At 45.0% G+C, this 26,246-nt stretch carries 26 protein-coding genes and 1 pseudogene; 7 read left to right on the forward strand and 20 right to left on the reverse strand.

Annotation, left to right across the window (positions count from 1 at the left end):
• Positions 1-15: 15 nt before the first annotated feature.
• The 8 genes from BN161_RS12890 to BN161_RS12925 form a co-directional block, all read right to left on the reverse strand.
• Positions 16-2,064, reverse strand: coding sequence for a hypothetical protein (locus tag BN161_RS12890; RefSeq protein WP_125910818.1), 2,049 nt, complete (start codon positions 2,062-2,064; stop codon positions 16-18).
• A gap of 123 nt (positions 2,065-2,187) precedes the next feature.
• Positions 2,188-4,134 carry a fimbrial protein gene (locus tag BN161_RS12895; protein ID WP_044266797.1) on the reverse strand — a complete coding sequence of 649 codons (1,947 nt, stop codon included), beginning with the start codon at positions 4,132-4,134 and terminating at the stop codon, positions 2,188-2,190.
• Positions 4,135-4,164: 30 nt separating this feature from the next.
• Positions 4,165-6,087 (reverse strand): Mfa1 family fimbria major subunit, encoded by a 1,923-nt coding sequence (locus BN161_RS12900; protein ID WP_081743700.1) that lies wholly within the window; start codon positions 6,085-6,087, stop codon positions 4,165-4,167.
• A gap of 67 nt (positions 6,088-6,154) precedes the next feature.
• The gene (locus tag BN161_RS12905) at positions 6,155-8,005 is read right to left on the reverse strand and encodes an Mfa1 family fimbria major subunit (RefSeq protein ID WP_081743701.1); all 1,851 of its coding nucleotides are present in this window, start codon (positions 8,003-8,005) and stop codon (positions 6,155-6,157) included.
• Positions 8,006-8,052: 47 nt separating this feature from the next.
• Entirely contained in the window at positions 8,053-9,168 is a 1,116-nt protein-coding gene (locus BN161_RS12910) for a FimB/Mfa2 family fimbrial subunit (RefSeq protein ID WP_044266807.1), read from the reverse strand.
• Positions 9,169-9,170: 2 nt separating this feature from the next.
• Complete coding sequence (locus BN161_RS12915) at positions 9,171-10,679, reverse strand: DUF3868 domain-containing protein (RefSeq protein ID WP_044266809.1); 1,509 nt, start codon at positions 10,677-10,679, stop codon at positions 9,171-9,173.
• Positions 10,680-10,687: 8 nt separating this feature from the next.
• Entirely contained in the window at positions 10,688-11,284 is a 597-nt protein-coding gene (locus BN161_RS12920; RefSeq protein ID WP_044266811.1) for a DUF3575 domain-containing protein, read from the reverse strand.
• 23 nt (positions 11,285-11,307) lie between these two features.
• Positions 11,308-11,727 carry an Rrf2 family transcriptional regulator gene (locus BN161_RS12925; RefSeq protein WP_044266812.1) on the reverse strand — a complete coding sequence of 140 codons (420 nt, stop codon included), beginning with the start codon at positions 11,725-11,727 and terminating at the stop codon, positions 11,308-11,310.
• Positions 11,728-12,096: 369 nt separating this feature from the next.
• Between BN161_RS12925 and BN161_RS12930 the strand changes: the two genes are divergently transcribed.
• The 5 genes from BN161_RS12930 (at position 12,097) to BN161_RS29620 (ending at position 15,311) form a co-directional block, all read left to right on the forward strand.
• Positions 12,097-12,693, forward strand: a complete 597-nt coding sequence (locus BN161_RS12930; RefSeq protein ID WP_044266813.1) for an RNA polymerase sigma factor — start codon at positions 12,097-12,099, stop codon at positions 12,691-12,693.
• An 8-nt stretch (positions 12,694-12,701) separates the two neighbouring features.
• Positions 12,702-13,493 (forward strand): FecR family protein, encoded by a 792-nt coding sequence (locus BN161_RS12935; RefSeq protein WP_052356274.1) that lies wholly within the window; start codon positions 12,702-12,704, stop codon positions 13,491-13,493.
• 4 nt (positions 13,494-13,497) lie between these two features.
• A complete protein-coding gene (locus BN161_RS30535) occupies positions 13,498-14,448 on the forward strand; it encodes a DUF3575 domain-containing protein (RefSeq protein ID WP_244436492.1) in 951 nt (316 codons plus the stop codon).
• 410 nt (positions 14,449-14,858) lie between these two features.
• Positions 14,859-14,996 carry a hypothetical protein gene (locus tag BN161_RS29850; RefSeq protein WP_167332534.1) on the forward strand — a complete coding sequence of 46 codons (138 nt, stop codon included), beginning with the start codon at positions 14,859-14,861 and terminating at the stop codon, positions 14,994-14,996.
• 87 nt (positions 14,997-15,083) lie between these two features.
• Positions 15,084-15,311, forward strand: a complete 228-nt coding sequence (locus tag BN161_RS29620; protein ID WP_141651794.1) for a hypothetical protein — start codon at positions 15,084-15,086, stop codon at positions 15,309-15,311.
• Between the two features lie 342 nt (positions 15,312-15,653).
• Here BN161_RS29620 and BN161_RS12950 read toward each other — a convergent pair whose 3' ends face one another.
• From BN161_RS12950 to BN161_RS13000, 10 genes are all read right to left on the reverse strand, one after another.
• The gene (locus BN161_RS12950; protein ID WP_167332535.1) at positions 15,654-16,889 is read right to left on the reverse strand and encodes a site-specific integrase; all 1,236 of its coding nucleotides are present in this window, start codon (positions 16,887-16,889) and stop codon (positions 15,654-15,656) included.
• Positions 16,890-17,261: 372 nt separating this feature from the next.
• Positions 17,262-17,705 (reverse strand): cupin domain-containing protein, encoded by a 444-nt coding sequence (locus BN161_RS12960; RefSeq protein WP_044266821.1) that lies wholly within the window; start codon positions 17,703-17,705, stop codon positions 17,262-17,264.
• Positions 17,706-17,729: 24 nt separating this feature from the next.
• Complete coding sequence (locus tag BN161_RS12965; protein ID WP_052356276.1) at positions 17,730-18,263, reverse strand: flavodoxin family protein; 534 nt, start codon at positions 18,261-18,263, stop codon at positions 17,730-17,732.
• Positions 18,264-18,420: 157 nt separating this feature from the next.
• Positions 18,421-19,074, reverse strand: a complete 654-nt coding sequence (locus tag BN161_RS12970) for a flavin reductase family protein (RefSeq protein ID WP_044266825.1) — start codon at positions 19,072-19,074, stop codon at positions 18,421-18,423.
• 5 nt (positions 19,075-19,079) lie between these two features.
• On the reverse strand, positions 19,080-20,324 hold the full coding sequence (locus BN161_RS29180) for a carboxymuconolactone decarboxylase family protein (RefSeq protein WP_081743702.1): 1,245 nt from the start codon (positions 20,322-20,324) through the stop codon (positions 19,080-19,082).
• A 43-nt stretch (positions 20,325-20,367) separates the two neighbouring features.
• Positions 20,368-20,880: a hypothetical protein gene (locus BN161_RS12980; protein ID WP_044266871.1), complete on the reverse strand. Its 513-nt coding sequence runs from the start codon at positions 20,878-20,880 to the stop codon at positions 20,368-20,370.
• Positions 20,881-20,921: 41 nt separating this feature from the next.
• Positions 20,922-21,827: a permease gene (locus BN161_RS12985; protein WP_044266829.1), complete on the reverse strand. Its 906-nt coding sequence runs from the start codon at positions 21,825-21,827 to the stop codon at positions 20,922-20,924.
• A gap of 1 nt (position 21,828) precedes the next feature.
• Positions 21,829-22,863, reverse strand: coding sequence for a DUF362 domain-containing protein (locus BN161_RS12990; protein WP_044266831.1), 1,035 nt, complete (start codon positions 22,861-22,863; stop codon positions 21,829-21,831).
• 7 nt (positions 22,864-22,870) lie between these two features.
• Positions 22,871-23,293 (reverse strand): putative quinol monooxygenase, encoded by a 423-nt coding sequence (locus BN161_RS12995; protein ID WP_044266836.1) that lies wholly within the window; start codon positions 23,291-23,293, stop codon positions 22,871-22,873.
• A gap of 4 nt (positions 23,294-23,297) precedes the next feature.
• Complete coding sequence (locus BN161_RS13000; RefSeq protein WP_044266839.1) at positions 23,298-23,519, reverse strand: hypothetical protein; 222 nt, start codon at positions 23,517-23,519, stop codon at positions 23,298-23,300.
• A 201-nt stretch (positions 23,520-23,720) separates the two neighbouring features.
• Here BN161_RS13000 and BN161_RS31140 point away from each other — a divergent pair.
• Positions 23,721-24,112, forward strand: a pseudogene (locus tag BN161_RS31140) (Rpn family recombination-promoting nuclease/putative transposase); the annotation flags it as partial.
• A 530-nt stretch (positions 24,113-24,642) separates the two neighbouring features.
• On the opposite strand, the gene BN161_RS13010 reads toward BN161_RS31140, so the two are convergent.
• A complete protein-coding gene (locus BN161_RS13010) occupies positions 24,643-24,927 on the reverse strand; it encodes a hypothetical protein (RefSeq protein ID WP_244436493.1) in 285 nt (94 codons plus the stop codon).
• Between the two features lie 34 nt (positions 24,928-24,961).
• Complete coding sequence (locus tag BN161_RS29450; RefSeq protein ID WP_125910821.1) at positions 24,962-25,198, reverse strand: hypothetical protein; 237 nt, start codon at positions 25,196-25,198, stop codon at positions 24,962-24,964.
• A 24-nt stretch (positions 25,199-25,222) separates the two neighbouring features.
• On the opposite strand from BN161_RS29450, the gene BN161_RS13015 reads away from it, so the two are divergent.
• A complete protein-coding gene (locus BN161_RS13015) occupies positions 25,223-26,107 on the forward strand; it encodes an Rpn family recombination-promoting nuclease/putative transposase (protein ID WP_044266841.1) in 885 nt (294 codons plus the stop codon).
• Positions 26,108-26,246: the final 139 nt, after the last annotated feature.

Here is a 26,246-nt window from a genome sequence, read left to right on the forward strand (position 1 = left end):
TCTCTGAATTTTGTTTTAATAATCAATATCCCTGGCACAACGCACACGCCCTCCATAGTCAATATTGGTTCTCAATTTCCCATCTATATGAGTAATTCGGAAACCTACATACCAAGCCCTGCCTTCCGTCGATGCTTCCGTCGATGCCCAATAGCACTCAGGGGCAAAGGTACGCGTGACCAGTGCATAGTTAGCCAGTACGCCCATCTGTTGTTTTTTAGCAGGCAGATACCACGTTACCGGTTCGTCAGCGTCTATCACACCGTTACCGTTAGCATCGTTTTTCATATAGCAGTAATACGCTGCCGCAAAATCGGTGCGGTTGGCTCTCTGCATCAGTAGTGTGCAGTTAGACATTCCATCTTCGTAACTATTGGCTCCTGTTAGTGACGGATCAGTACTCCAAACAAGGTCGGTACGTTCTTCGACCGACTCCAGAATCAACCGTTTCGAGTAATAAGAGTCTCCGGTGGTCTGTTTTGAGTCGCCGCCGAGCCAGCCAATATATTCAGGAGCCAGCTGCATGACAAGTATCTTCATGAGACCTGTCGGGCGCGATACGTATCCTTCGAGATACTTGTTCTCGAAAGCAGGTTCGGCAGACTTGGTACTCAAGCTGGAAATGTTGGTAGGCGTCACGTTCTCCTGAAACAGAAGATTCATCGAAGTAGTGCCATTGAGTTCAATGTCGGTATTATTGTCATTGCGGGTCCAGCGGACACTCGAAAAGTCACCCTTAACTGTCAGTTTCTCGTAATGGGCATCCACGCCGGTGCGGCGTGTGATGTGGATTGTCTTGGTGATATTGCCCACCGTGATGGTTACTGCGCCGGTAGTTCCTGTCATGCTCGCCTTAATTTCCTGCTCAGTTGTACTCAAAGAACTTGCACCCGAAAGTGTCACGTTCTCCGAAGCGGTAATGCTGTTGGTTGAAGGAAGTCCGGTTCCTGCCGCATCGACAAAACGGGCCTTGGCAACTACAAACTCCTCGTCCTCCGGATGATAAAGCAGCAAGTCCTCACAATCCAGCACAATGCCATACTGCCCGTTGGAAACCACCACATTCTCGTTTTCATCGGTAACGAGAATCTCATATTCAATATTACTTGCCGGGTTTTCAAAAGCTTCGGGCAAACTTTTGTATCCTTGCGATTTGACCTTATTAATCATTATCTTATAATGGTAATTACGGCGAATATCCAAGTATTTACCCGTTGAATGGTCATAGAAATCAATACGATAATATTTGTCACCTGCCTTAATACCCACTCCTATACGTTCCGGTGCAAATCTATCATCAGCCACTGTCTTGATCTTTGCCTTTGTAGCATACGGATACTCCACCGCATAAAAACATGAATGCTCCTGCAATCCGGTATTAGCCGGATTGACATATGCAGTATGCTGGAAATCAGCATCCACAATCCCCGAAGGTATCACACAAGCGGATGTATTTGCCGATGCATATATACATCCCTTTGTTGGGTCGAGTACATAATAAAGGCCGAAATTCAGCTTCTGATTTCCCCAGAAGAACTCCTTTGTCACATCGTTTGCGGCAAGATTATCACCGAAAATCAGTTCTATTTTGGCAACCGAACGTATCATCTTGCATTCTGTATCAATTCCATAAGTCATTATGCCACTCATCGGCATCGCTCTTCCCTCATTGGGCTGACTACGTTGTATTCTCCAGCCGTCGGAAGGAAAGGCTGTATTAATATCATCGGTAGTAGAAACGCCTTCAGTCAAGGGAATAGTAGTAAAAGTGCATCCCGTATTGGCAAGCACCACTACCTTCGAACCCTTGTATATATTCAGATTAGTCTGCAATACGGGCTTTTGCTGCCCGTTGTTTTGCAGTTGGGCGGAAACATCCACTCTCTCGCCGGCTTTATATTTATTGGTAGCAGCGTCGAATACCAGCACATAAGCGTCTTCTATCACACGCTCATTGGCTGTTGCAATGCTGCGGACGGCAACTTCTTCCGTGTTGCTTATGGAAAGCGGGATTGAAGTCTGTGCATCGCCCCCCGGACAAACATTGCTAATATCTTCGCTCATACATCCTGCCAAAACTATAAGACAAGAAAATAGAACCGCTATACGCACTGTAATATTTCTATTTTTATCATTCATTTTTGCACTCATTTAAACATCTAATAAATCATAATGATTCTCCATTGTTCAATTTACATTCACAACGGCTCGAATAGGTGACTCCACTGCTCCAGCATCATATATACGTGTTCCAGGTATGGTGACATAAGTCACATAGAAATCTTTCTTATTACTATATAGATGACATAAAGATGAAGTACAATAATACTCTGTCTCCTTATATTTATAAGACACTCCCAAATAATTATAATATTGTCCTATTACCGCCATTTCTCCGACCGATGGTATATACCAGTCCATATTTAGCTCTGCCAATTCAGTAACCAAGGAAGAGTCATGCGATCTTATCAGTAACGTGTTTTTCAAGCCATTACCAAACTGGGGAGAAGGATTATTTGCCTCAAGGAGTTCTGAGAAGTCCACACTAAGAGAGTGTACTGTATTCCCCCCATCCTCATATACCCTGAATTGCATCAATGCGGGTTCTATAAGTCCATCCTCCCGAATCAGACTACTCCACCACTTAGATACTACATCAGTACCAGCTTCCATATTAGGAAGTTTATTCCCCTTTTTTGCCAAATGTATTCCCTTAGCCGGAAGGTTTGTTTTCCATCCCCTCCCCTGCAAAAATTCATTCGGTATATAGCCATGATCATAAACCACTGTAACATATCTCGTAATATTTCCTCTTTTCAGACGAATCACCACATCATCATGCACTCCATTATTCTCCAAAGCATTCGAACCACCCGTCGGAGTATAGGTAAGCTCAAAGGTTCCGGAAGTTACCGGAAATTGCGGGGCGGTAATACTAATCCACGAAGGCAATGTATTAACCCTTACGCCGTTTACATAATATCCTAAAAACGTGACATCTCCGTCTGCTTTAAACGAAACCTTAGTAGAGTAGCTTTCTCCCAAGTTCCACCAGTCCATCACAACCTTACCCGGTACAGAAATATATGTTCCGAGAACATCCCCCACAACCTCTTGCTCATCCCAGTCCAGAATGTTCAATGTAATTTCCGGCTTTTCGGCATCAATCGTTACTGCCAGTTCATAGCGGGTATTCCGGACAATGTTATAGTGTTTGGCTGAGACCTCCGCTGGGTTCAGGTCAATTTTAGTTGTTTTAGAAAATCCATTGACCATGTAAGTCAGCCGGATAAACTCGGCATTGCCATGATCACTGTCAGTATAGTTACCCACATTCTCAGGAAGGTAATAAGTTCCTATATCTTGCAGGTCATCACCGGCAGCCGATTGCGAATGGGTTATCGTAAATCCGGCAGAACTCTCGTAAGGAGTATATGATAAACCGTATGCCGCTCCGGCAGGATTTGCAGAAGCCGTCCCCGATTCAAAAAGCGTCTGCAAGTCGCAACCATTGCCAAACTCTATCTTCTGAATTACTACCGTTCCCAAAGCGGCATTCTCGCTCTTTTGTATCTTCAAATCAAGCCGCACGCAATTACGGACTACATCGATAATCACCTTTTGCGGGTTACTGCGCGTCCTGCCTTCCGCCACCGTCACATTTTCCACATACCCCGTCATCAGCAATCCGGTAGATAAAGCCCGCGGATACGAAGCATACTTCACAAGCAATGTCTTCAACGCATCGGATGAGGATGATCCCAAGGTAGAAGCAGCCGTCAACTTGCCGGACAAATCAGTAGCATCCACTCCGGAAGCCTCTTCATTGACAATAGCATAAACAGCTTTCACGCCTGCTTTCACCTTGATAATGGGATTCTCTATATGTCCTGTTCCCGAAACGTATTTCTGGGTAAATTCCAACTCCCCGGCTGTGTTATAAACAAACACGCGCAAGCTGTGTACCCCCGCCTCGCCATTTTCATCCGGCGTGGGCAGAGCTGTGCTACGTGTAAAAACAAGATTCATATAAGCATCCTCTCCTATATCAGACATCTCCCCCTCCGCAATACACGAATGTAAAGAGAGCAGGCTAACAAACGCCCATATAAAATATGCCACCGTATTCTTCATCTTACCATATTTTTAAAAGCAAATATATGCTCATTCATTACCTATCGTTATCTCCTGCCTGCCGCCGTCGCGCCAATCCTGCACGGTGATCACTACCTCTATCCATGAATCAGAAAGGGTATCGTCGGGATACATGGCCAGATCTTCCTCATCGGGATAACCCAACTCTTTTATCTTCTTTATATTCATTTGGAACCAGTCATTGCGATGTACCGCAAAACGTCCGGTCTCTCCCAGTTGTCTGTCCACATCTTCCAGATTGATGCGGTAATAGCAATAGGATCCTGCATAATAGGCTGCGGTATATGACTTGTATTCCCCACGCTGCCAAGTGCCCGAAGCATCCTTATTGCCATTATAGTAATACAATTCCATCTCGTCATACCACTTTCCGGTATGCAGGTTCTTCGCATCGTAATAGAATATGTACCAGCCGGGAAGTATGGTGGTTCCCCCTCGCAAGGCGGCATTGTCCTGCTCTTGCTTGGTGCGCTGGTAGGTTGTCATATCAATGGCAAATACATCACCCGGAGCCTCCGGATAATAGAGCATCCATTGGAAGTTCTGAGCCAGATTGTTCATGGTTTTGTCACAAGCGATGAATTTTCGTTTTCCGTCCCTGTCCGTAAACATCCAGAGGTTCTTGTCCATACTGCTGAAAGGCAGATGCGTAACAGAAACGCCACTCCACTTCTGACCATTCCAAGTCCGGTTACTGATGATTTCAAATCCAGGCATATTCGGATCCTCATCAATATTATATAAAGAGAATTTAGCCTTAACCACAGCATACGTTACATTTCCCCGCACCGGTGTCCCGACAAGATTTTCAGTGGTATAGACCGAGCTGTTGGTCTTAGTGACACGAGGCTTGTTCCACGAGTAATCAGCCATCTTGTTCTGCCACATGCTGAAGTCTGCGTGTTCATTGTAATAAGGATGCGGCGTTCCGGTTTCACGCTCCATCAGATACATCTCAGCCGGTACATTGGCAAGCCACCAAGTAGCATATTCCACTGGAGTAATATTATCCGTCCCCACCTCATAAGCCTCCAATGTAGCTACAGAAGGATTGGGACTTTTAAACTCACGATAGACCATACTGTCATCAAACTTCAACGAAGCTTTTGCCAGCACACGGTCGGCATAGATAGTCACCAGGTTACGGCTGCCGGATGTGGCTTCTGTTTCTGTCACCCCGGCCTCGAGAGTGATACTTCCGGAACCGGTCATCATCATTCCCGTAGAGAGAGGAAGCATGCCGACATCATCAGGATTTGTAACAAAATGAGAGTCCACTCCTGCCAAAGACAAATCTATGGAATTTGCAGGCGCAGGAGCGGTATAGTTTTGTTTAGGAACATCCAGACGAATGGGATAAGAAGCTGTTCCTAACAAGAAATCCAGTTTATAGTTGTTGAGTTCCCCAATCGTAGTGGCGCCTTTCACCAAGAAAGCCTTAAGCTGACTCTCGAAAGCACCGGAATACTGGTCATAATTGGCTATAACCACCACTCTTTTCCTTCCGCTCATGATAGGCATGGCTTTCTTAAACGTGATGCCTTCGGTGATGCCACTGCCCAGATTGCCACTGCCATCTTCAGAAGTAAGGTTGGAAACATTAAAATAGCCTGCCGTCTCAAACAAGTCATTGCTATCAAAGAAAATGACCGCCACATTCTTTACGGCATTCTCCTCTGCACTTCCATCAGTATCGCCCGCTGCACCGCCGCGAGTTTGGGCAGAATCGCCCAGCCGAAGCACAAAGTTGTAGTAAGTGTTTGTGCCGGCAGGATACAGTTCCTCCTCTGATGATGTTCGTTCGTCAAATTCATCGTTGCTACAGGAAGTATAGCATGCACTTCCCGACAGCAATAAGACTGCCACGATAAACCCGAACCTTATGTTGTTTCTGATTCCCATACTAAAATTATCTTTTTTCTTTCTTCTCATCTTTTATAAGTGACCGGGAAGGGACATTCAACCCCGCCCGGCCTGTTGTAGTATGGAGAATTCGGGATTACATACCGACTTCCACGTTATTCATTGCCTTTCTAGTCCACATGTTGACTTTGATATGAGCCTGAACAAATGTATTGTTTGTCAAAGGTTCATCAGGATCAACAGTCAAGTCCACCTGAGTCGGATAACCGATAGAGTTGATTTTGCTGATAGTCATGTGATAAGAATAGTTACGAACTACAGAATAATGCATCATGTTGGTAACACCTAAAGCCGGATCGTAAATGTTCACACGGTAATAGCACTTCAAACCTTCTGTGTTGGTAGTGTAAAGACCACAAGTCAAAGAACCGAAGTTAATACCTTCATTAACTGTATACTCACCGTCAGCATTGGGAGAATAATAATAAGCACCGGTAATGATGTATTGTTCCAGATCTCCACTTGCATTCAACGTCTGGTCAATCTTAATCCAAAGCGTTGCAGCACCTCTAGTTTTCGTTGCAGCTGCCAAAGCCTTTTGATTGGCATCGGTCGTGATCTTCTGACCAGTTTGGAAACCAGCAACAGCGTTTGCAATCTGAACATTGTCAATCTTAATATCACCTAAAACATCAGCTACCTGAGCAACATGATAACCGGCCAAAGCTCTCATATTAGCATCGCTGGCAGCTGCAGTTGATGTAGATTCAATTTTGAATGCTATGTTATAATTATAATTAAACAAAGAGTAAGAACCCTCAGCAATTGTAGTCGGGTATGTTTCTTTAGTCAAAGTCACAGCATTTTTCCTGTTAGCATCATGGGTATAGCCACTCACATAACAGTCTGCAGTCGGAATATAGCTTGCTTTCAGAGCAGTATACGAGGTGTTTCCACGAAGAGCTGTTTCATTCGTATTTTCAGGAATGTAAGTTACATATTCCCGGTAATTATCAGCTGAAGCTTGAGTATCGTTTGTCAATAACTTTCCCGGGAAGGTTAAAGTCTCATCTACAATTGGGAAATAGCGATCTGCATCAACAGTAGTACCCGGAGCACTCCACAAAGTGTTTACGAAAGTACCGGTAACGTGTTTCATCGCATACTCCCCACGGTTTTGATTACGTACATCATAAGCAAAACTTTTAACCGTACCCACTTGATTTGCAGTTGCGGGAACAGGTAATTCCGTATAAATAGCCTGATCTGCAGAAGAGTTATAATATCCCAACTTTACGTCAATCTTTGCCGGGAAACGATTAACGAAAACCATTACATGGTTGTCGCTTGAAGCCAACTCAGCTTCACTTTGAGTCACACCAGCCTTCAAAACCTTATCAGTCTCACCTGACATGATAATATAAGGGGCAGACGAATCTTTAGTATCACTTTCAGAAAACAAGTTGCTGATATCAAAGTTGTCTGTTGAAGCAACCTTATCACCTAATTTTGCAACCACCTGATAGAACTTGGTATATCCGTTAGCCTTATCACTAAAAGCCGTCCTCAATTCTGCCTTAATAGCATCAGTCATGTTGGTAACGACTACCACGTGTTTCTTTCCGGATGTCAACATGACAGGGACTGCCGGAAAATCCCAATCTCCTGAAGTTTCAAGAGTCGCAGCAAGGTCATCTACCATAACTTCAGGCTCTCCCGTTTTCTCAGTTGCCCATTTAAAGATGTAAAGACCAGCCTTGTCTACCTTCGCCTCATTACGTATTGCCCCTTCTTCTCCAGCACTAGGAGTTTCCGTACGAGTTTCTCCACCTTCCCCTATTGCAATATTGAACACTGCATAAGTCTTCTCGCCTTCGAGAATCTCGGTTCCGTTATCCGGTTCTCCACCAACAACGTCATCATTGTTACATGCTGTCAATGCCACCATTGAAATGGCTGTCAGCGCAAATAGATTTCTAATTTTCATACTTTCGAATAAAATTAATTACTAAAAATGTTTATTATCTCTCATTATTAGATTTCTTCATTTATTTCTTTCACTATCCAACCATTAATCCAGATAGTGATAGCTATCCATGTAGAACCATGATTATGTTCGGGATCAATGCAACGGAAATCCACCACTACATGATAATCATTGCACCAATCCAATGATTGCTGGGTGTTGTAATGCCCGGTCAGTCGTATCAGATCTACAAGGCTTCGTGTATACATCACTTTTTCTGTTCCGTCATCCTGCACGGTAGTTATCATCAGCTTCTCAGTACTTCCGTCTGCCATCAAACGCATGGTACGTGCATCCGGCATCACAGCGGCTATGTCATCTATCACCAACTGGGGCGGTATATAACTTAAACCCGTCTGACCGGCATAAATATCAGGATGAGCAGGATCGCGATACATCGGAATATAACTCACGTTACGCTGACGGGGAAGCTCGTTCATAAAAGTCATGTCACCGTTGGTTCCGGCAATGTAAGCACGGGTCCGCTTCTGATGTTCTGTACCAAAACAGTAATATCCATCATAATCCTTCCACCGTAAAGTGACATGAATATCATGTGTGTTTTTCAGCAAATCAACCGATTGTCTCACATTGTGTCCAGTGATTACCTCTGCCAATTCCGTCTTTCCCCAGAAAAGTGTAGTGGGAACCGGAGCTACGAAATTTTCAAGTTTGGGCATCACGTCAGGCACCGCAATTATATCGGCATCCGTCACCAACTTCAATTGTACTTCGTCCATAGTAGTAATATCCTTCTCCAAATCTCTGGTTATGCGGGTATCATCATAAAGATTTCCCCAGATGATGGACTGATATCGTCCTGACGGGAAATTAAAAGTCCTCGTATAACCATTAATAAATGGGCCAACCGAATCTGTTACATGCTCTTTAAACAACCCATTCTCATCAAAGAAAAAGAAATCTAATCGCGTAACCTCATCTTCAAAATAGTTACGGTTATCAATATTCTGGGTGTAATCCACACTGATCTCAAACTCTCCGGTCGTAGGACAGTCTGAATAATCGTCCTTCATGTCACATCCGGTCAGCAGCAAGACAAGACCTGCCACTGTAATGCACCGGAAATAATATCTCTTAATTCTGAAATTATTCATTCTTGCCATGATTATTTCTTCATATCCATTAATCCGTTATCCTGCATCTGCTTCAGATTGTCTTTCGCAGCAGAAAGACCGGCAGCAGCTGCCGTTTCAAGATAGTCCGCTGCTTTCTTATAATCACCCTTCAGCATATACATGACTCCCATTGCATTATCATACTGTTGCGTATGTATGGTCGATTGTATTTTGTCCAGATAACGTTTAGCCAACATTCCATCTTTTCGTGAAAGGGCGGCAATGGCAGCATTCAAATTGGCCGTCTCATCTTCGGGAAACATTCTCACAGCAATTTCAAACACGTCACAAAACTCCTGCGACCCCTCTTCATAGGTATTCGCCACAGCATACATTTCATTCAGAGACAAATTCTGGGGACGAGTCATTATCACCTCCTTAGCTTCCTCAACATTGAACGGTTTTACATCATAATCAACCTTACAAACCACCCGCCGCAAGGAAGGAAACATCTCCTTGAGCATATAGTGGTACGTTCGCCCGTTTGCCAAATCCATTATCTTCTTTTCACGCCCGTTCTCAATGGGATAGTTTTCAATGATATCCAACACCTCTTGTTTGTCAGCCAAATCAGAACCGATAAGCAACTTCACCAGACCATCCCAGTCTTCTCCACCAAAGTTTACGGTATAAGCTTTGGCCGGAATATCATAATGACTCTGCAAATAGCTTTGTAAAGCTCTGGCACGGCCTTCCGACAGGCGCTTGTTCAATGCCAGCGCCCCTTCAGGAGAAGCATATCCGGTAATATCTATATTCCGGAGCGTCACCCCCCTGTCATCGCGTATATCTTCAATCATGCTGCGAATCCTTGCCAGTTCCCGGGGATTATTGCCAAACTCCGGACGTATATCGGTTTTGTTTACTACAAAGTCAAGGAACGACTCTTCCTGCATAGCCCGTTGTTTCATACCGTCATTCTCCATTTCGGTTCTTTCCATTTTAGCCGGCACATAAGCCAATACCGGTTGAAATTCATAGGCGGCTTTTTCCTCAAGTGACACATTGTCTACCAAACGCTTGACATCGAACTGGCTAACTATGCCGCATCCGCATAAGTCGGTCTTTGCATCCAGCCAAGCGTCTTTCATCCATGGTTCAAATAGTGTGACATATTTGTAATCCAGTGTTCTGTCAGATTTTCCATAACCTTTCTCTATAGCATACGGAGCGACATAAGCACTTCTCTCCTTCTCACCCATCAATGCCATCTGACGGATATACTCCTTATGCTTACGTTTTCCCTGGATTGAAACCTTCGGTAAGTTCTTTTCTTGTACCCCGTTAGTAAGTACAGGAATTATATCCATGGATTTCTGTGTCTCCACATTTGCCCCATTCAGGTTGATACTCATACTCAAATAGAGAGAATCCCCCCGTTGTACCAGTTCCTTAGGGGTAATATTGACTTTCCCTGCATAATTCGTTTCCTGCTGGGCTTCTGCCAGAACGGGAAACATAAGTGTCACTATTCCTATATAAAATATACTTTTATTCATATATATCTTTATTTAATAAGGTAGATCAACGTAACGGCAGCTTTGGTAGGTCCCCAATAATTCTTATGGTTGTTACCCAATTTATCTCCGCATTTCTCGCAGCGGAACTTGTCATATTTAAGATAAGCATATCCTGCCCCTATCTCAGCTTCCAGCCCCCATCGTTTCCCGATAATCCAGTGATAACCATAGCTGATACCGCCGCCAGCAAGCCAACCCTCATAACGATGGTTCATGATATCCTCATTTTCAATTGATCCGAACATCTTGCCGGAATCAAATCCCCATGGCAACATACCGCCCCAATTATATTGCGCGTAATGTGCATGGATTCCCCAGAAATGTCCGCTGAAACGCGAACAAGTCCAGAAGCGGAACTCGGGTTGAATGAGCCAATGCTTCATTTTCCGGTTGCCCGGAAACGTCCATGGGTTATAATTTCCGGAGACTTCTATTGAGGTCCGGCTTCCTAAGCCAACCTCCACGCCAAGATTGAGAGTAGTAGTAGCATCATAAAGCAAATTACTCTTGATCGCCACTTCCTGGGAAAATACTCCGGTACAAGTACCCAAAAAACAGAATGCCAGTATGAAAAATTTCTTCATCTAATTTTATCTTTAGTTTTATCTTATTCGGACACCATAACCAGATCCGAGACCTTTATTTTCAAGAGTCTCTCTTTCAACTGCTCGTCAAGTGTCTGCTCAAACCGTGCCAGTTTTCTGTACCTCGGATTCTCTTGATAATTACCCCTGCCGAACATAGAGACAAGCAGTTCGCCGATAACTACCCCGCCATGAAAAAGCTCGACGAGTTCATATAGCGATATTTCTTCCGCTTTCTTCACCAGCGTATATCCGACAGCGTTGCGGGAGATATAGCCGTATTTATGCAATTCGTTCATCACTGAGCGACCTATTAAAAGGTCCATCTCACATTTGCGTTCCAAATCACTGCGCTTCATAACGTAGCGTCCGGTTCTGTCAGGTAAGCAACTCGCCAACTCTGCAATTGTTTCTATCGCATATACCACTTTAGTCGATAACATAACCAAGCTTTTTAATCCGACCTGTGTTGCTCTATTGCATATAGAGCAACACAGGTCGGATTATATTGATTACGAGCAGTATATGTTACGGAATAACGGCTGCATGATTTTGAGAAAATATGTGCAACAATATTTATAATTAAATAATTGATATACAAATGGTTATAGCTCATGAGGAAAACTAGAATGCAGGAGTTCGTTAGGAAGTAAAAAAGGCGCAGGGCAGGATCGTCGTTTCAGGCCATTGATAAACAGGTCCTTAGTATGCAACAAGATTTAAACACTAACGTAATTTTGTTAATAGTTAATAGAAAATGCAGCATTGTAGTTTTAAATATGGTACGCAAACAATATTAATGTCCCAAATATATGAATGAAGAGTTTCAGAAACGATTCAGAAATGGAGAAGAAGCTGTTTTTAGCGATATATATAAACAGTACGCTGATATGTTATATGGGTATGGAATGAAGATTGTTGACGATCCGCAGGTAGTCCGGGAATGTATACAATCCGTTTTCATTTATCTGTTTGATAAACATAAAAGTATGGTTATACCTGAAAATCTTGCCGGTTATCTAGTGTCATCAATGAAACACTTGTTGTATAAGGTACAGCGGCAAGAATCCATTTTTCTAAGCATGGAGTCGGAACAGGTAGATAAGAAATACATTTTCAACCTGTCCATAGACATGGCGGCGACAATGGAAGACACCGGTTTGAGAGAAGAGCAACTGGAAGCACTTCAGGCAGCCTTGGATGCACTCAGTCCACAACAGCGTGAAGTGATCTACCTCAGGTATTATAAGAATTTGAGTGTTGATGAAACAGCAGCCGTACTGGAGATTAGTCATCAGACTGTTAAGAACGTAGCGTGTACTGCAATCGCCCGTTTGAGAAAGAACGAACTGCTGACAAAAGTATTCTTGCTGGCAATAGCTTGCCTATTTGTTGAACATATTGTATAAAGGAAACTATGGAAGAGAAAAATATGATTGATCTTTTAAAACGTGTCTCGTTAAAGGATGAAACATTTCATCTGAAAGCTGAGACATGGGAAGAAATATGCCGGAAAAGACAGGTTAAGGCACATAGGCAGTCACTGCGTCGCATATGCTATTCAATTGCCGCTTCGGTTGCCATTCTCATTTGCGTGGTCTCTGGGTTAAACTCAGGCGTAAGCTTCAAAAGCGACCATGAATTGCTTGCAATCCAACTGCCGGACGGCTCAAGCGTGGAGCTGGATGCAAACTCATCCATCCGTTATAATAAAATTCAATGGTGGTTCAACCGCCAGTTGAACTTAAACGGAAATGCCACATTTGATGTAACCAAAGGCAAGAACTTCATGGTGGTCACCCCGGCAGGTACAATCACTGTATTGGGAACCCGGTTTTTTGTATCCCAGAAAGAAAACAACCTGCATGTTGCATGTTTCGAAGGGGCTGTACGTGTGGAAACACCGTCAGACAAAGTGACGTTGCACCCTGGAGAACAAGTGGATTGTGACGATGCCGGCATGCAACAATCCGAAATCAAAAAAGAATCTCCGGAATATCTGGATTACACGGACGAACCTTTGGTCAATATCGTTCGGACGCTCGAAGAAATATACGGAGTACAAATCGTTAATGTCGAATTATGCGACGGATTGTTATTCTCCGGGTTAGTGTCGACGCATAACAAGAACGAAGCATTGGAAGTCGTGTTCGGGGCATGTAATCTGAAATATGTAGAAAAAAATAATCAATTGATCTTGAATCGTTAAGGCTATGAATAAGTTTGCCCTATCATTTCTGACAGCTATGTTGCTATGCTTGTGCCCGATAGAAGCACAAACAGGCCAGTCCAGGCGCTCCTTGACAGCCGTACTCAATGAATTGTCGGTCATGCATAAAACACGTATTTCTTTTAGCCCGAATCTTACGAATCAGATTTATCCCCCCAATATAAATATCAAAGGCGACCTCAACGAGGTGTTGAATAAAGTATTGGAAGGGACAAACCTTGCTTTCAAACACGTCAATCAGCGATACTATTATATATATTGGCAGGAGCTTCCCAAAGCTGTGACAAAACCCGTCGTAAAAAAACAGCCGCCGGAACCTCCCAAAGATACGGCAAAACTCCATATGCCCCTCTCCCAGATAAACGGCATTCCATTGACGCATACCGCAATGCCGCCCCAATTGCCTTTAGCCCTACTGCCATTGCCTTCGAGAGAAATACCCGTGCCGAAATTTGCGATTAAGACAAACCTGTTGTACGATGCCACGGCAACGCTTAATTGGGGCGTAGAGTTTAGATTGGGAAAGTCCTTGACGCTTGACGTATCCGGAAATTATAATTACTGGACATACCCCGATAACCGGAAAATGAAGCATTGGCTCATTCAACCCGAACTTCGTTTCTGGAACTGCGCCAGCTTCAATGGCAGATTTTGGGGAATTCATACGCATTATGCCCAATACAACTGGGGAGGAATCGCCCCTGCTAAAAAATACCGTTACGAAGGATGGCTCGCCGGAGGCGGCATTAGTTACGGTTATCACTGGATTCTCGGAAAACGATGGGAATTGGAAGCCGAAATAGGTGTCGGATATGCATATTTAAAATACGACAAGTTCAGATGTAACCATTGTGGAGAGAAAATGAATTCCGGCAATAAACACTATTTCGGTCCTACCAAAGCAGCTGTTAGTCTCATATTCTTAGTGAAGTAAAACAGCAAAAATCCCTTTACTACGCAAAAAAAACAAAAAAGAATATTTTTTCTATTTTCGTATAGTACCTTTTTCCATTTTTTGTCCCATATGCATGAGCCGTGTGAAGAATATCATCAAAAAACTGATGACTTCTTTACTGGAAGAAAATGTGTGAGGGGTTCTGTGTTGCTCTATATGCAATAGAAAGTAAGATGGAGCATCGACTAGACTGAATATGTATCTGGTTGCAAAGTTAAGAATTGTTTTTCAATTAGCTTTAAGAATGTTTCCAATTATACACAATTTAGACTGGCTAAACACGGCTTTTTCATTTAAGAAATATTGTCCATCGCTTGTTGTCGTAGCAAAAATCCTTACATTCGTGCGCAGCGATGCGGAAGCGGCTATAGGACTTTTTCTTCGGAAGTATGAAAATGTTACATGAGGATGTCGGGCGGAATATAGTAGAACAGCTCTGCATCCGCTCAGGAGATAGCTGTGGTACTACTTTCCAGGGCTACACCTTTCCCTGCGGATGGTGTAGCCATCGCCTCCAAAAGGTGTAGCCATCCGGGGGAAAAGGTGTAGCCCTGCCGGGTGGACGGTTTACTGACACCGGGGATTGATAAATGTTATTTGACAAGTAATCCCACATGTTATCTACGGATCAAACCGCGCCTGTTTTCTGGAAGGCTTGTGTAAGGTCAGAAGCTCATTCAGGCGGTTCCATGGGATGGGAAGGAAACCGGCAGAGACTTCTTCACGGTGCAGACGGTACAAACCTGTATTCAGGTGACGGGATTCCAAATGATACTCACTCCCGGTACGAATATGAAAAGAAGGGAATCAAAGTGATTCGACTCGGAAAAAAGACTACGTAACTTGTCACTTTCATTATTGAATACTAAAACTGAACACATAACTGATTATTTAAATGAAGAGGCAAAGATAAAAGGTAAAAGAAGACGAACACACACACAAGACCGAATGCTTACGCAATCTCCGGCAGGACAGCATAAAGCGTAAGGTTGAACGGGCGGCTAGGAACCTCGACACAATTCGAAGGATGGTGTTGGCACTGATTGCCGTTCGGAAGAACAGAAGGAAAAAAATATCAGATAAGCAAAAGGGTACGGCTGGGATAATAAGGGAGCTATCGGTAAGCTTCACTAACGTATCACTAAATAAAAATTCAAATGAAAAAGCCGTACAATTTAGACTGGTTAAAGCTCCGATACAATCAGATTCAGACGATTAATTACCTGATCATCGAAACTCTTCAGATACACCTGGGTGATACGTTCGGACGAATGTCCCAAACCTTCACTTATCACAGCAGTAGATGCCCCCTTATTTTTAGCTAGCGTTGCCCAGGTATGGCGCGCCACATAACCAGTCAGGGTTATATCCAGACCTGCCAACTTGCCGATCTTCTTCAGGCGACGGTTATAATAAAACAAAGACCTGCGATAAGCTTTATACAATATTTCTTCATCCGATTCTTCTTCATTCAAGTCATTGCATGACATCAAATCAGGAAATAAATACGGGTTTTCGTCCACAATATACTTGTCCATCAATCCTTGCAATGGTAGAATAATCTCTACCGAAACCAACGCCCCAGTCTTCTTCCGATGATAATAGATGGTTCCATTAACAATATTTTTACGCATCAAGTGTGCCAGATCCACAAAAGGAATTCCACGTAAATAGAAACTTGCCATAAACATATCTCTTGCAAACCCTAAATCCGGATGCGCATGTAGGTCCAGATCCACAATAGCCCGAATCTGTTCCGAGGTCAAGGCACGTTTAATCGTCTTACCGGGAGACACCTTGGTATTCTGGAATGGAGAGCCTTGTTGCGGAAGCTTAAAGATGCCATCTGACGCAGCCCTATGATATGCAGTCTTAAAATTACGCATATAGTAGGCTATTGTATTTTGTGAAACATTCCGTTGCTGCAAGTACAGCTCATAAGTACGTACAAACTGGGAATTGACATCCTTAAAAGAGATTTCTTCCGAACAACAAAAAGTCCTTAGAGAGTTCAGCGTCGATTGGTAAGCGCGTGCTATTCCGAACTTTCTAGAGTTCTTCTTCTCCTCTATCATCTGCTCCATATAAAGAAACAGATAATTACGACTGTTGCAATGCCTGAACCATATTGCAATATCATCCGCCGTATAGAGCGATGTTCCAAGCGCGGCAATCCTGTTATTAATAGTATCCCGGATTGATTGCAAATGGCGATTCATTTCTCTTATCTTGTCACGGCGATAAGGCGAGCCAGGATGATACACCATACACTCCTGCTTCATGTCAAAATACTCAGGTTCGATTTTCAGTCCGGTACGCAGCATCCTGCGCTGTCCCATGTGGATAAACTGAATAACCAACGGATACTTCCCGCTTTTGGTTACTCTACATACATTCAATTTCGCTTTTATCGTTGCCATATATTCATATATTAAAAAACGTTGGCAAAAATATAGCATGGCAGCGTATCCGGAAAATCTGGCTAAGAATATATAACAGTCATAAACAAACAAATGAGGTTCGTATCGAATTTCACGGTGTCTTCCTCAACTTGATATCAACTCTATCTCATCTCCCCTTCTACATCCGTAAAAAGAGTATTTATTATAGATATGCTATATTCGAGAATAAATTGAATGAAATATTTGAGAGAAAAAATAAAATCTTTTAGTTCTTTTACATTTATCTTTCTCCCATTTCTAATCCTCCCCCTTTCTACTAAAGCAGTTCCACCACCCGGCATAGGACCATTTCCATGGAAATAATCATTGTCATGACAAGGCCATCCCGATTTACTGGTTATATTCCTCGTCCGTCACCCCGCGCAGCTGCACCACATGGTCTTTCACGGCATGTTCGGTGACCGTCATGCAATAGATTCTTTTGTCGGGGGCGGCCCCGTTCCAGTGGCGCACGTTGGGAGGAGTGACAATGACGTCGCCCTTGCGGATAACTCTTTTCTCCGTTCCCTCCTCCTGATAGAAGCCCTCGCCATCGAGTACAAGTAAAGTTTGCTCGGCGTCGGGGTGATAGTGCCAGAAGTTGCGGCTTCCCTTTTCAAACAGGAAGTGGACAATCATTGTCTCGCCCGAATTTTTCAGCATGGAGATCCTTACCTCTCCGGTGTTGTTGGCCGAAGGGGCATGTTCCTCCAAGGGAAAGATAGCCGCCTGACGGCTGGCGCAACCGGCAAGCAACGCTGCCAGAATGACTATAAGTGATATTTTCTTTTTCATGATTCCGCTTTATTAAACTATATACTATAATTTTTTTCCCAATTGATAAGCCTTGTCGGCAAAAGACGTGTTCTTCACCTCACCGGCCGTCCACATTCCCGGAGCGATTACCTGCCCCGCGTCTTTCCAGCCCATATAATCAACCAGCGTTTGATAATGAACTATCATCGGCTGCGCGTCTTTGGGCGAGCTGTTGGCATACGCCATAATAAAAGCCGCTTTCTTGCTGTCGCCTTTAATTTTTCCATTGATGGCATAAAAGCGGTCTACCACCTTCTTCAGTTGTGCGGAAAATCCGAAATAATACATCGGCGTTACGAACACCACCATATCCGCATCAACAATGTGCTGACGTACCAACCCGAAATCGTCTTTCAGCACACATGCGCCATTCATTCCGCAGGCATTGCAGCCTAAGCACCCTTCAATCTTGTGGGATGCGCAGTCGAACCGGAACACATCGTGTCCGCTCTCCGTCGCGCCCTTGATAAACCGGTCCGCAAGGAACGCCGTATTCCCATTCCGGCGCGGACTACCTGTCAAAACTACAATTTTCATTTTTTCTGTCTGATGTTTGATGTTCTCTTCCTGATGATCGCTGAACATGGATTCGGCTAAAGCGTCCACGCCCCACATGCTCCCGACGATACCGGCAACGGAGAGAAGAGATTTTTTTATGAATTTTCGTCGCTCCATGGTGACAGTTCTCTTTATATTATTCGCCTCTTTTGCCGATAGTCTTGCACTTCCCTATCCGTTCGCCGGTGCGCAGATAAGTGTAGGTGGGCATCTCGAAGAGGACGGGCTTCAGCTCGTCATAATCAATCTTTCCCGCCTCGTTCAGCACATCCTCGTCGGCATACGTGTCGATGATGGAGCAGATGAAGTTGTCGAAGTTGTTCAGCACATAGTTGTCTTCCACCTTGCACTCCATCACCACCGGGGCGTCTTTGATGACCGGCGTGCCGCCGTCGCCCATGAAATAGTCGAAGACTTTGCTCTTGTCTGTCTTTGCACCGCTCACCGTGCCCACATAGTCGGCATTGGGAAGCAACGCTTCGTCTACGATATTTACCGAGAACTTCATGTTCTCCTTGATTCCCTTGTTGGTGTAATGCTTCTGAAAGAGGCTCACCATAATGTGGTCGTGACACATGATGCCCACATGCCCTGCCAGCATCCAATTCACTTTTCCGTCTATCACCGTACCGACTACCACCGTCGGAGTTGGATAAAGCGCCAACACGCTGCCGATATTCTTCTTCATATTTTTATTCATTTGATTATCATTACTACCGCCGTTTGAGCAGGCTGAAAGCATTCCGAACAGGAACGCGAGAGTCAATGCTCCGGATATAAATTTTCTCATCGCGATTATTTGGTTACGGCAGATTTATACTCTTCATCAGTTACCGCCCCGCAATCCTGGTAAGTATTCAGAGAGGCTTTTGACGTAAAACCAACATGGGAGAATTGGCTGTCGGGCGCCGCGCCATGCCAATGAACAATCCCTGCCGGAATCTCCACGACATCACCGGGCTGCAACCGTCGGGCAGCCTTACCCTTTTCCTGATAATATCCCGTACCATTTGTACACAACAAGACCTGCCCGTATTTATGGGAATGCCAATTGTTCCGGGAACCGGGAGCGAACGTCACATTATATACCCTGCTATCGGATTCTTTCATGCTTGAAAGCTGCCGAGTCCAGGCAGCACCGGTAAATTGGTCGCTTGGTTCTCCCAAGCCGAACAAGGGTTCCTTGGCAACGGTTTCCGTCGCCACGTCCCTGATTACTTTCAGCGCCTTGAACGCTTTCGGGAATCCGATATAGGGCATACATTGTATCACCGCCGCCGTCACATCCTCCATACTGTTCCCGGCCTTCAGGTTTCCCGTCAGATGCGAACGCATTTGAGGTTCCATCTCCATCGTGGTGATGACACAGAAGGTCAGGAGTTCGCGTGTCTTCAAATCCAACCCTTTACGTGTCTGGAAATCCCCGAAATGAACTTCCGTGAGATAGCGCGCCACTGTTTCTTCCATCCCTCCGGGAAGTCCTTTCAGCATCTCCTTTATGCGGTCTCCGTATCGCGGTTCCTGAATGGCATAGCCCTTCTCGTAGCGGTTTTCCTCGGTCACCGTGCTTTGGCTCTCCAAAGGCAACGGGATATTCTCCTCTTCAAACACAGCGTTGATTGCGCCCAACGCATTGAGTGTTTTCGGGAAGCCGATATTGGAGGCACACTGATAGATTGCCTCGCGAAGCTCTATCGGGGTGACACCCACATTGAGAGCCGCCGCCGAGTGCGCCTTCAGTTGCGGCAACTGTTGCATGGTTGCCAACACGACACAGGTAATCAACTCGCGTGTCTTCGTATCCAGACTGCCGGTGCGGAAGATCTCTCCAAAGATATATTTCTGAAGAATCTCCATCATCTCGGGGTCCGAACCCTTTCCATTCAATGCTTCTCCGCCAAAGAGCGCGGCGAAGTTCTGTTTGCAAAGTTCAATTCTATCCATTGTTTTTTCTTTTTCCGGTGTCTTTCCGGTCTGCCCCACCATCGGAACGATGCCGACAAAAGAAAGACACACTATTGCTAATAAGTTTTTTTTCATTTGATTGTATATTTGGGAAATTAAATGATTTCGACATCTGTCTTTATACTTTTGAGAGCACCTTAACCGCAAAATATCCTCCAACAACCTGTATCAACATGCCGGGTAATGCAAGACGAAAATCCTGCACGCCTTCAATAAAGCTACCGGTCAGCCCCCACTCTACAGCACAACCTACAATCTGATAAGACAGCACGATGCCTATAAAGACAGGAATCGATATTTTCTTGAATTTGTAAGCCGCCAATCCCGCAGCCACGGATAACAATACGGACTTCGTAAGTATAACAGGCAGTGCGGCTACAGGCGGCATACCGAACAACAGGGAATTGATTAGCGGGGAGAGAATGGCTATCAGCAATCCTGTTTTCCAACCATATTTATAGGCTCCTACAAGCGTGAAGAAATAGATGGGCAATAGAATTTTTCCGCCGTCAGGTACAAGGTGACAAAGTTGAGGAAGTAGTAGATTGCCTACAATAAAAAGCGATGCGCCCCAATAAGTTTTAAGGTTACTGTAATCCAATGTTTGAAGTTTCAATGTTGTTGCTTCCATATTCATTTTGTTTTTAAAGATGATTACTGTTTATAGTTTGTTTAAAAGAACACATTTACAAGAAATCCGTTTACTAAGGCAAATAGCATGACGAATATCAGATAGATAATGAAATGCCGCATGCCAAGCACAATCTTGACAGCACCGAGGTTGGTGATTTTGGTTGCAGGGCCTGTAATCATGAATGCCGTTGCCGACCCCAAACTCATGCCGTGCTCCAGCCAGGCCGCAAGAAGCGGTATCGTACCCCCTCCACACATATAGAGAGGAACGCCAACGGTTGCCGCCATTAGAAGGCCGAATCCCCTGTTCCCGCCACCAAACAGGGTTGCAAACGAATCGGCAGGCACATAACGTTGGAAAATCGCAGCCAGCACGATGCCGATTAGAAAATATAACCCCGTGGCTTTCATGTTCCGCCATACATTCTTCGCGAACCGGATGAATGGATTAGGGTGTATGTCTCTGCTTGCCGGCTCTTGAAACCCTTCAAAATTGAAGAAGGATTTCCGCTTGAAGAACCAATGCACCAGAAGCCCTGCCAAGATGCCGCACAGGAAACAGCTTGCAATGCGAATAACCAGTATGGTATGCCCCAATGCGGCACTGTACATGATGAGCTGGGGATTGAGAAGGATGGAACTCATCATGAATGCGGCAAGCCAGTCTTCCCTTACGCCTTTTCCGGAGAAAGAAGCGGCTATAGGTATGGTGCCGTACATACACAGAGGCGACAGGATGCCTATGACGGCAGCCGGAACCAAGCCCCAAATGCCAAGATTCTTGCGGCTGACTGCATCCATAAGGGAGTGTATCCTTGCCTTCCCGAAGACCGAAATAGCCGAGCCGATGAGAATGCCTATCACCCAATACCAGACGATTTGGTTAAACTGGATATCGAAGTAATACCAAAGATAAATCCCCTCTCTCCTTACAATCTCAAACATCCTAATCTATGCTTACCAATTGATATTCCAGCTTGCCAAGTCCCAATTCCGCGGCATGGGTAGGACACAATTTCCCGTTCCTGCTGCTTATCCGGTTTCTTAAATCGGCGCCATCCGAAGCATTATCCACCAAATCAAGGCAGGCTTTATCCAATGCCACCGGATCGAGGGAGGCAAGGATGCCTATATCGGCCATTGTCGGTTCTGACGGATGGGCATCGCAGTCGCAATCCACAGACAATCGGTTCATCACGTTGATGTAAATGAAATTCTCGCTTCCGGCGTAGTCTACAATGGACTTCGCAGCTTCGGCCATGGATTCAAGAAAGGCATTCTGACTGCCCGAAAAGCCGGACCAGCTTGTGCCGCCACTGTGGATATTACTCTTGCCTTGTGAAGAAGCATAGCCGATGGACATGTTCTTCAAAGCGCCTCCGTAGCCTGCCATGGCGTGCCCCTTGAAGTGAGAAAGTACCACGTGGAATTGATAGTCGGCAAAATGAGCGCCGACACGGTTATTTCTGTTTACCAGGTGAGACCCGCTTCTGACGGGAATATCCATACTGCCGTTCTCGTCCATGATGACCACGGTGGCAATCTCGGTGTATCCGCGGTCGCGCGCCACTTGATAGTGCAAGGCTGTACTGGAGCGGCTGCCGCCATAGGCTGTGTTACATTCTATGATGTCTCCATTGACGGCATCCACAAGAGGTCTTATGAAAGCCGGCCGCAGATAGTTGGAATTGGTTCCCTCTCCCGTACTGATTTTCACTCCCACCTTTTGTCCTGCGGAAGGTTTTCTTCCCAGCCTTTCATAGATGGCCATGAGTCCCTCGGAAGAGATGTCGGTGGTCATATAAACAACCGAAGTGGCGGAATCAGAAGGGACGATTCCTTCGGCAGGTGGCGTTTGGCCGCTATCATTGGATGGCTCATCACTGCCACAAGCGACAAGTAATGCCAACACCAGGGCAAATGAAAGAGAGATAACTTTATAAGCCCGTCTTCGCACAAATAAATCTGATAGATAGTTCATATTATACTTATTTTTCTGTTTTCATTTTCAGGAATATCCGCGGCATACTTGCCGGATCGAGGGCGTACATATCCACCAGGTCGAGGTGCTTCACCATGTGCAACGTACCCGTCTTGTACTTTTGGAAATGCGCCGTCTTGACGTGATGCCGATAGGCTTCCGGCGAAGCATAGATTTCGAGGATGCGGATTTGAGTAGAGTCACGCTTCATCTGCATGGGATAGATACAAATGACTCCCGATTCCTCCTTGACTGACGTCGCTCCCACGGTATAGGCATATTCCAAATACTCCTTTAAATACTGCGGATGCACTTCGATTTCAGAAATACGGACCAACATACCGTCTGCCGGGGCAGATGGCTCCGTTTGGGCTGATAATTGGAATGATGTAATCAAAACTAATAAAAAGATTAAAAGATACTTTCTCATACGACTATGGTTTTTCAAATTTCACTGCCATATCACCGGCCACACTCAACGTTTCGATGCCATTGCTTCCACCGCCGGGCGCAGGCTGTTCGGGGTCTTCGCCGGGAGTGGGCTCAACCGGCACTTCGGGTTCTTCGGGAGGGAGCAGATTGTCGTCCGAGCCTCCACATGCCGCCAGCGACACCATCGCCAGCAGCATGAACGGGATAAGTAAGAATCGTTTCATATATCAGTGTTTTTTTCCGATACAAAAGTACAACGCTTTTTGCGGGCGGGCGATAGACGGATTACCGAAGAAAAGACCAATTTTACGGATTCGGGAAGACGGGGATAGAGTGAAGCGGGATAGAGCAAATAAATGTTGCATCCTTTGCGAAGTACCGGATAAAACGTATCTTTGCATACGGAACTCTAAAACAACAAGATTATGAGATACTTAAATCCCAAAGCGGACCTGACATTCAAGCATGTGTTCGGCGAGCATCCCGACCTGGTGATGAGCCTGCTGAACGCTTTGCTTCCGCTCGATGCCGGGCAGGCAGTTCATCGTGGAGATGCAGATGATATGGTCGCCGGAATTTGAGTGTAGTGTGTCGCTCCACGATTCAGAAGCTTGTGTTTATCAAATCGGTGCCAAACGGCCTGCACCTGATATTCGTGGAGTTGCCCAAGTTCAATCCGCAGGCTTATAACAAAAGGAAGATGCAGGTGCTGTGGCTCCGTTATCTAACCGAAATCAAAGAGCAAGCGTGCGAAGTGCCTGCCGACTTGCAGGAGAATCCCGAAGTGAAGAAAGCCATCGCCGCATTGGAAGAAGCGCAGAAACAGAGAATGCAAAAAGGAATGAAACAAAAGGAAATAGAAGTTGCCCGAAAGATGAAGTCGGAAGGATTGCCGACCGACACATTTCCAAGTATACCGGCCTTTTCGCTGACGAAATAGCCAAAATCTAAAGCGGTAGCCTTTCCCCTACAGGAACCGATACAAAAGAACTCCTCCAGGTGCCCCGCCCTTTGCGGACAGCCTCCGGAGGAGTTCTTTGTTTCAGCGATACTTATTCTAAAGCGTGCAGTCATTAGGCAATTCTTATTCTCTGCCGAGTCTTTTGCAAATGTTTTTGCATCAAGGCTTTCATATCATTCGTTTTTGCCTCTTTCCCTACACGTATGCCCCTCTGTATGGAAGATATATTGCGTTGGCAAAGGATGAAGAACATCCGCTGCGACAGTTTATTGTGTCAGAGATTAGCAAGCCATTTTTTGCCTGATTTGGTATGAGACCAACAGACCAATGCAACTCCCACAACACTCGTAATTAAAAATATAGCAGTCAATGTATCCATATCTTTTTTATTTTAAAATCCGATTAGCAAAATTAGCAAACATATAAGTTGAAAAAATACCGGAAATGATGGTAACCCAATTAATCTCATTGGAAATATTGGTAAATAAAGGAGTAATGCTACCTAAAACAAGGGCTGCAAATATCAATTTGGATATATCAAAGAAATACCCGGCAAGTTTCTCACGCCTGGTCTTGTCATTTTCCTTTATTGCTTTCTTTTCCTCTTGTTGTTCACTCCAGTTTCCCATATGATTGATATTATATGTGCAAAGGAAACAAATATCTATCAAATAAGCAAACCATTAATCATATTTCAATTTCAATTTAGAATATATTACTAAACAACCCGTCGCACAGCAGGCTATCTATCTCCATCCTTTTTGTGTGATATTGGAGTCCGTTGTCCTCGCCCCATTCCATGACGGCTTCTCCGATGAGGGACAATTCCACCATACGGACGGATATTCTGCCGGAGCGTGTGGACATGGCGTGTCTCCGGAGTCTTTGCAGATATTCATGTCCCATTCTTTGCGAAGTACCGGATAAAACGTATCTTTGCATACGGAACTCTAAAACAACAAGATTATGAGATACTTAAATCCCAAAGCTGACCTGACATTCAAGCGTGTGTTCGGCGAGCATCCCGACCTGGTGATGAGCCTGCTGAACGCTTTGCTTCCGCTCGATGCCGGGCAGGAGATTACCGATATAGAATACCTTCCCGCCGAGATGGTGCCGGACAATCCGCTGCGGAAGAACAGCATCGTCGATGTGCGCTGCCGCGACAAGGCGGGCAGGCAGTTCATCGTGGAGATGCAGATGATATGGTCGCCGGAATTCAGGCAACGGGTGCTGTTCAACGCTTCCAAGGCGTATGTGCGGCAGATAGGCACGGGAGAGCAATATGAACTGCTGCAGCCTGTGTATTCGCTCAATCTGGTGAACGAGGTCTTCGAGCCGTCATTGGAAGGGTTCTACCACTACTACCGCCTGGTACATGCCGAACATACCGAAAAGGTGATAGACGGCCTGCACCTGATATTCGTGGAGTTGCCTAAGTTCAATCCACATACTTATAGTGAGAAGAAAATGCAGGTGCTATGGCTTCGGTATCTGACAGAGATTAATGAACAGACTCGTGAAGTGCCTGAGGAACTGATGGAGAATCCCGAAGTGAAGAAAGCAGTCACAGCATTGGAGGAGTCTGCATTCACCGAAGCGCAGTTGTTGGGGTATGAGAAGTTCTGGGACATCATCAGTGTGGAAAAGACGCTGTTCAACGGTGCGAAACGCAGTGGATTGGAAGAAGGAATGGAAAAAGGATTGAAAGAAGGAATGAAAGAAGGAATGAAAAAAGGAATAAAACAAGAGAAAATAGACGTTGCCCGAAAGATGAAAGCCAAAGGCTTCCCTATGGATGATATATCAGAGTGTACCGGCCTTTCCGCCGACGAAATAGCCAAAATCTAAAGCGGTAGCCTTCCTCCTACAGGAACCGATACAAAAGAACTCCCCCGGATGTCCCGTCCTTTACGGACGGCCTTCGGGGGAGTTCTTCACTTCGGCGATATTTATTCTAAAGATACATTCGATTCCAGGAAAACTGCCA

The organism is Bacteroides timonensis (assembly GCF_000513195.1).
Taxonomy (GTDB): domain Bacteria; phylum Bacteroidota; class Bacteroidia; order Bacteroidales; family Bacteroidaceae; genus Bacteroides; species Bacteroides timonensis.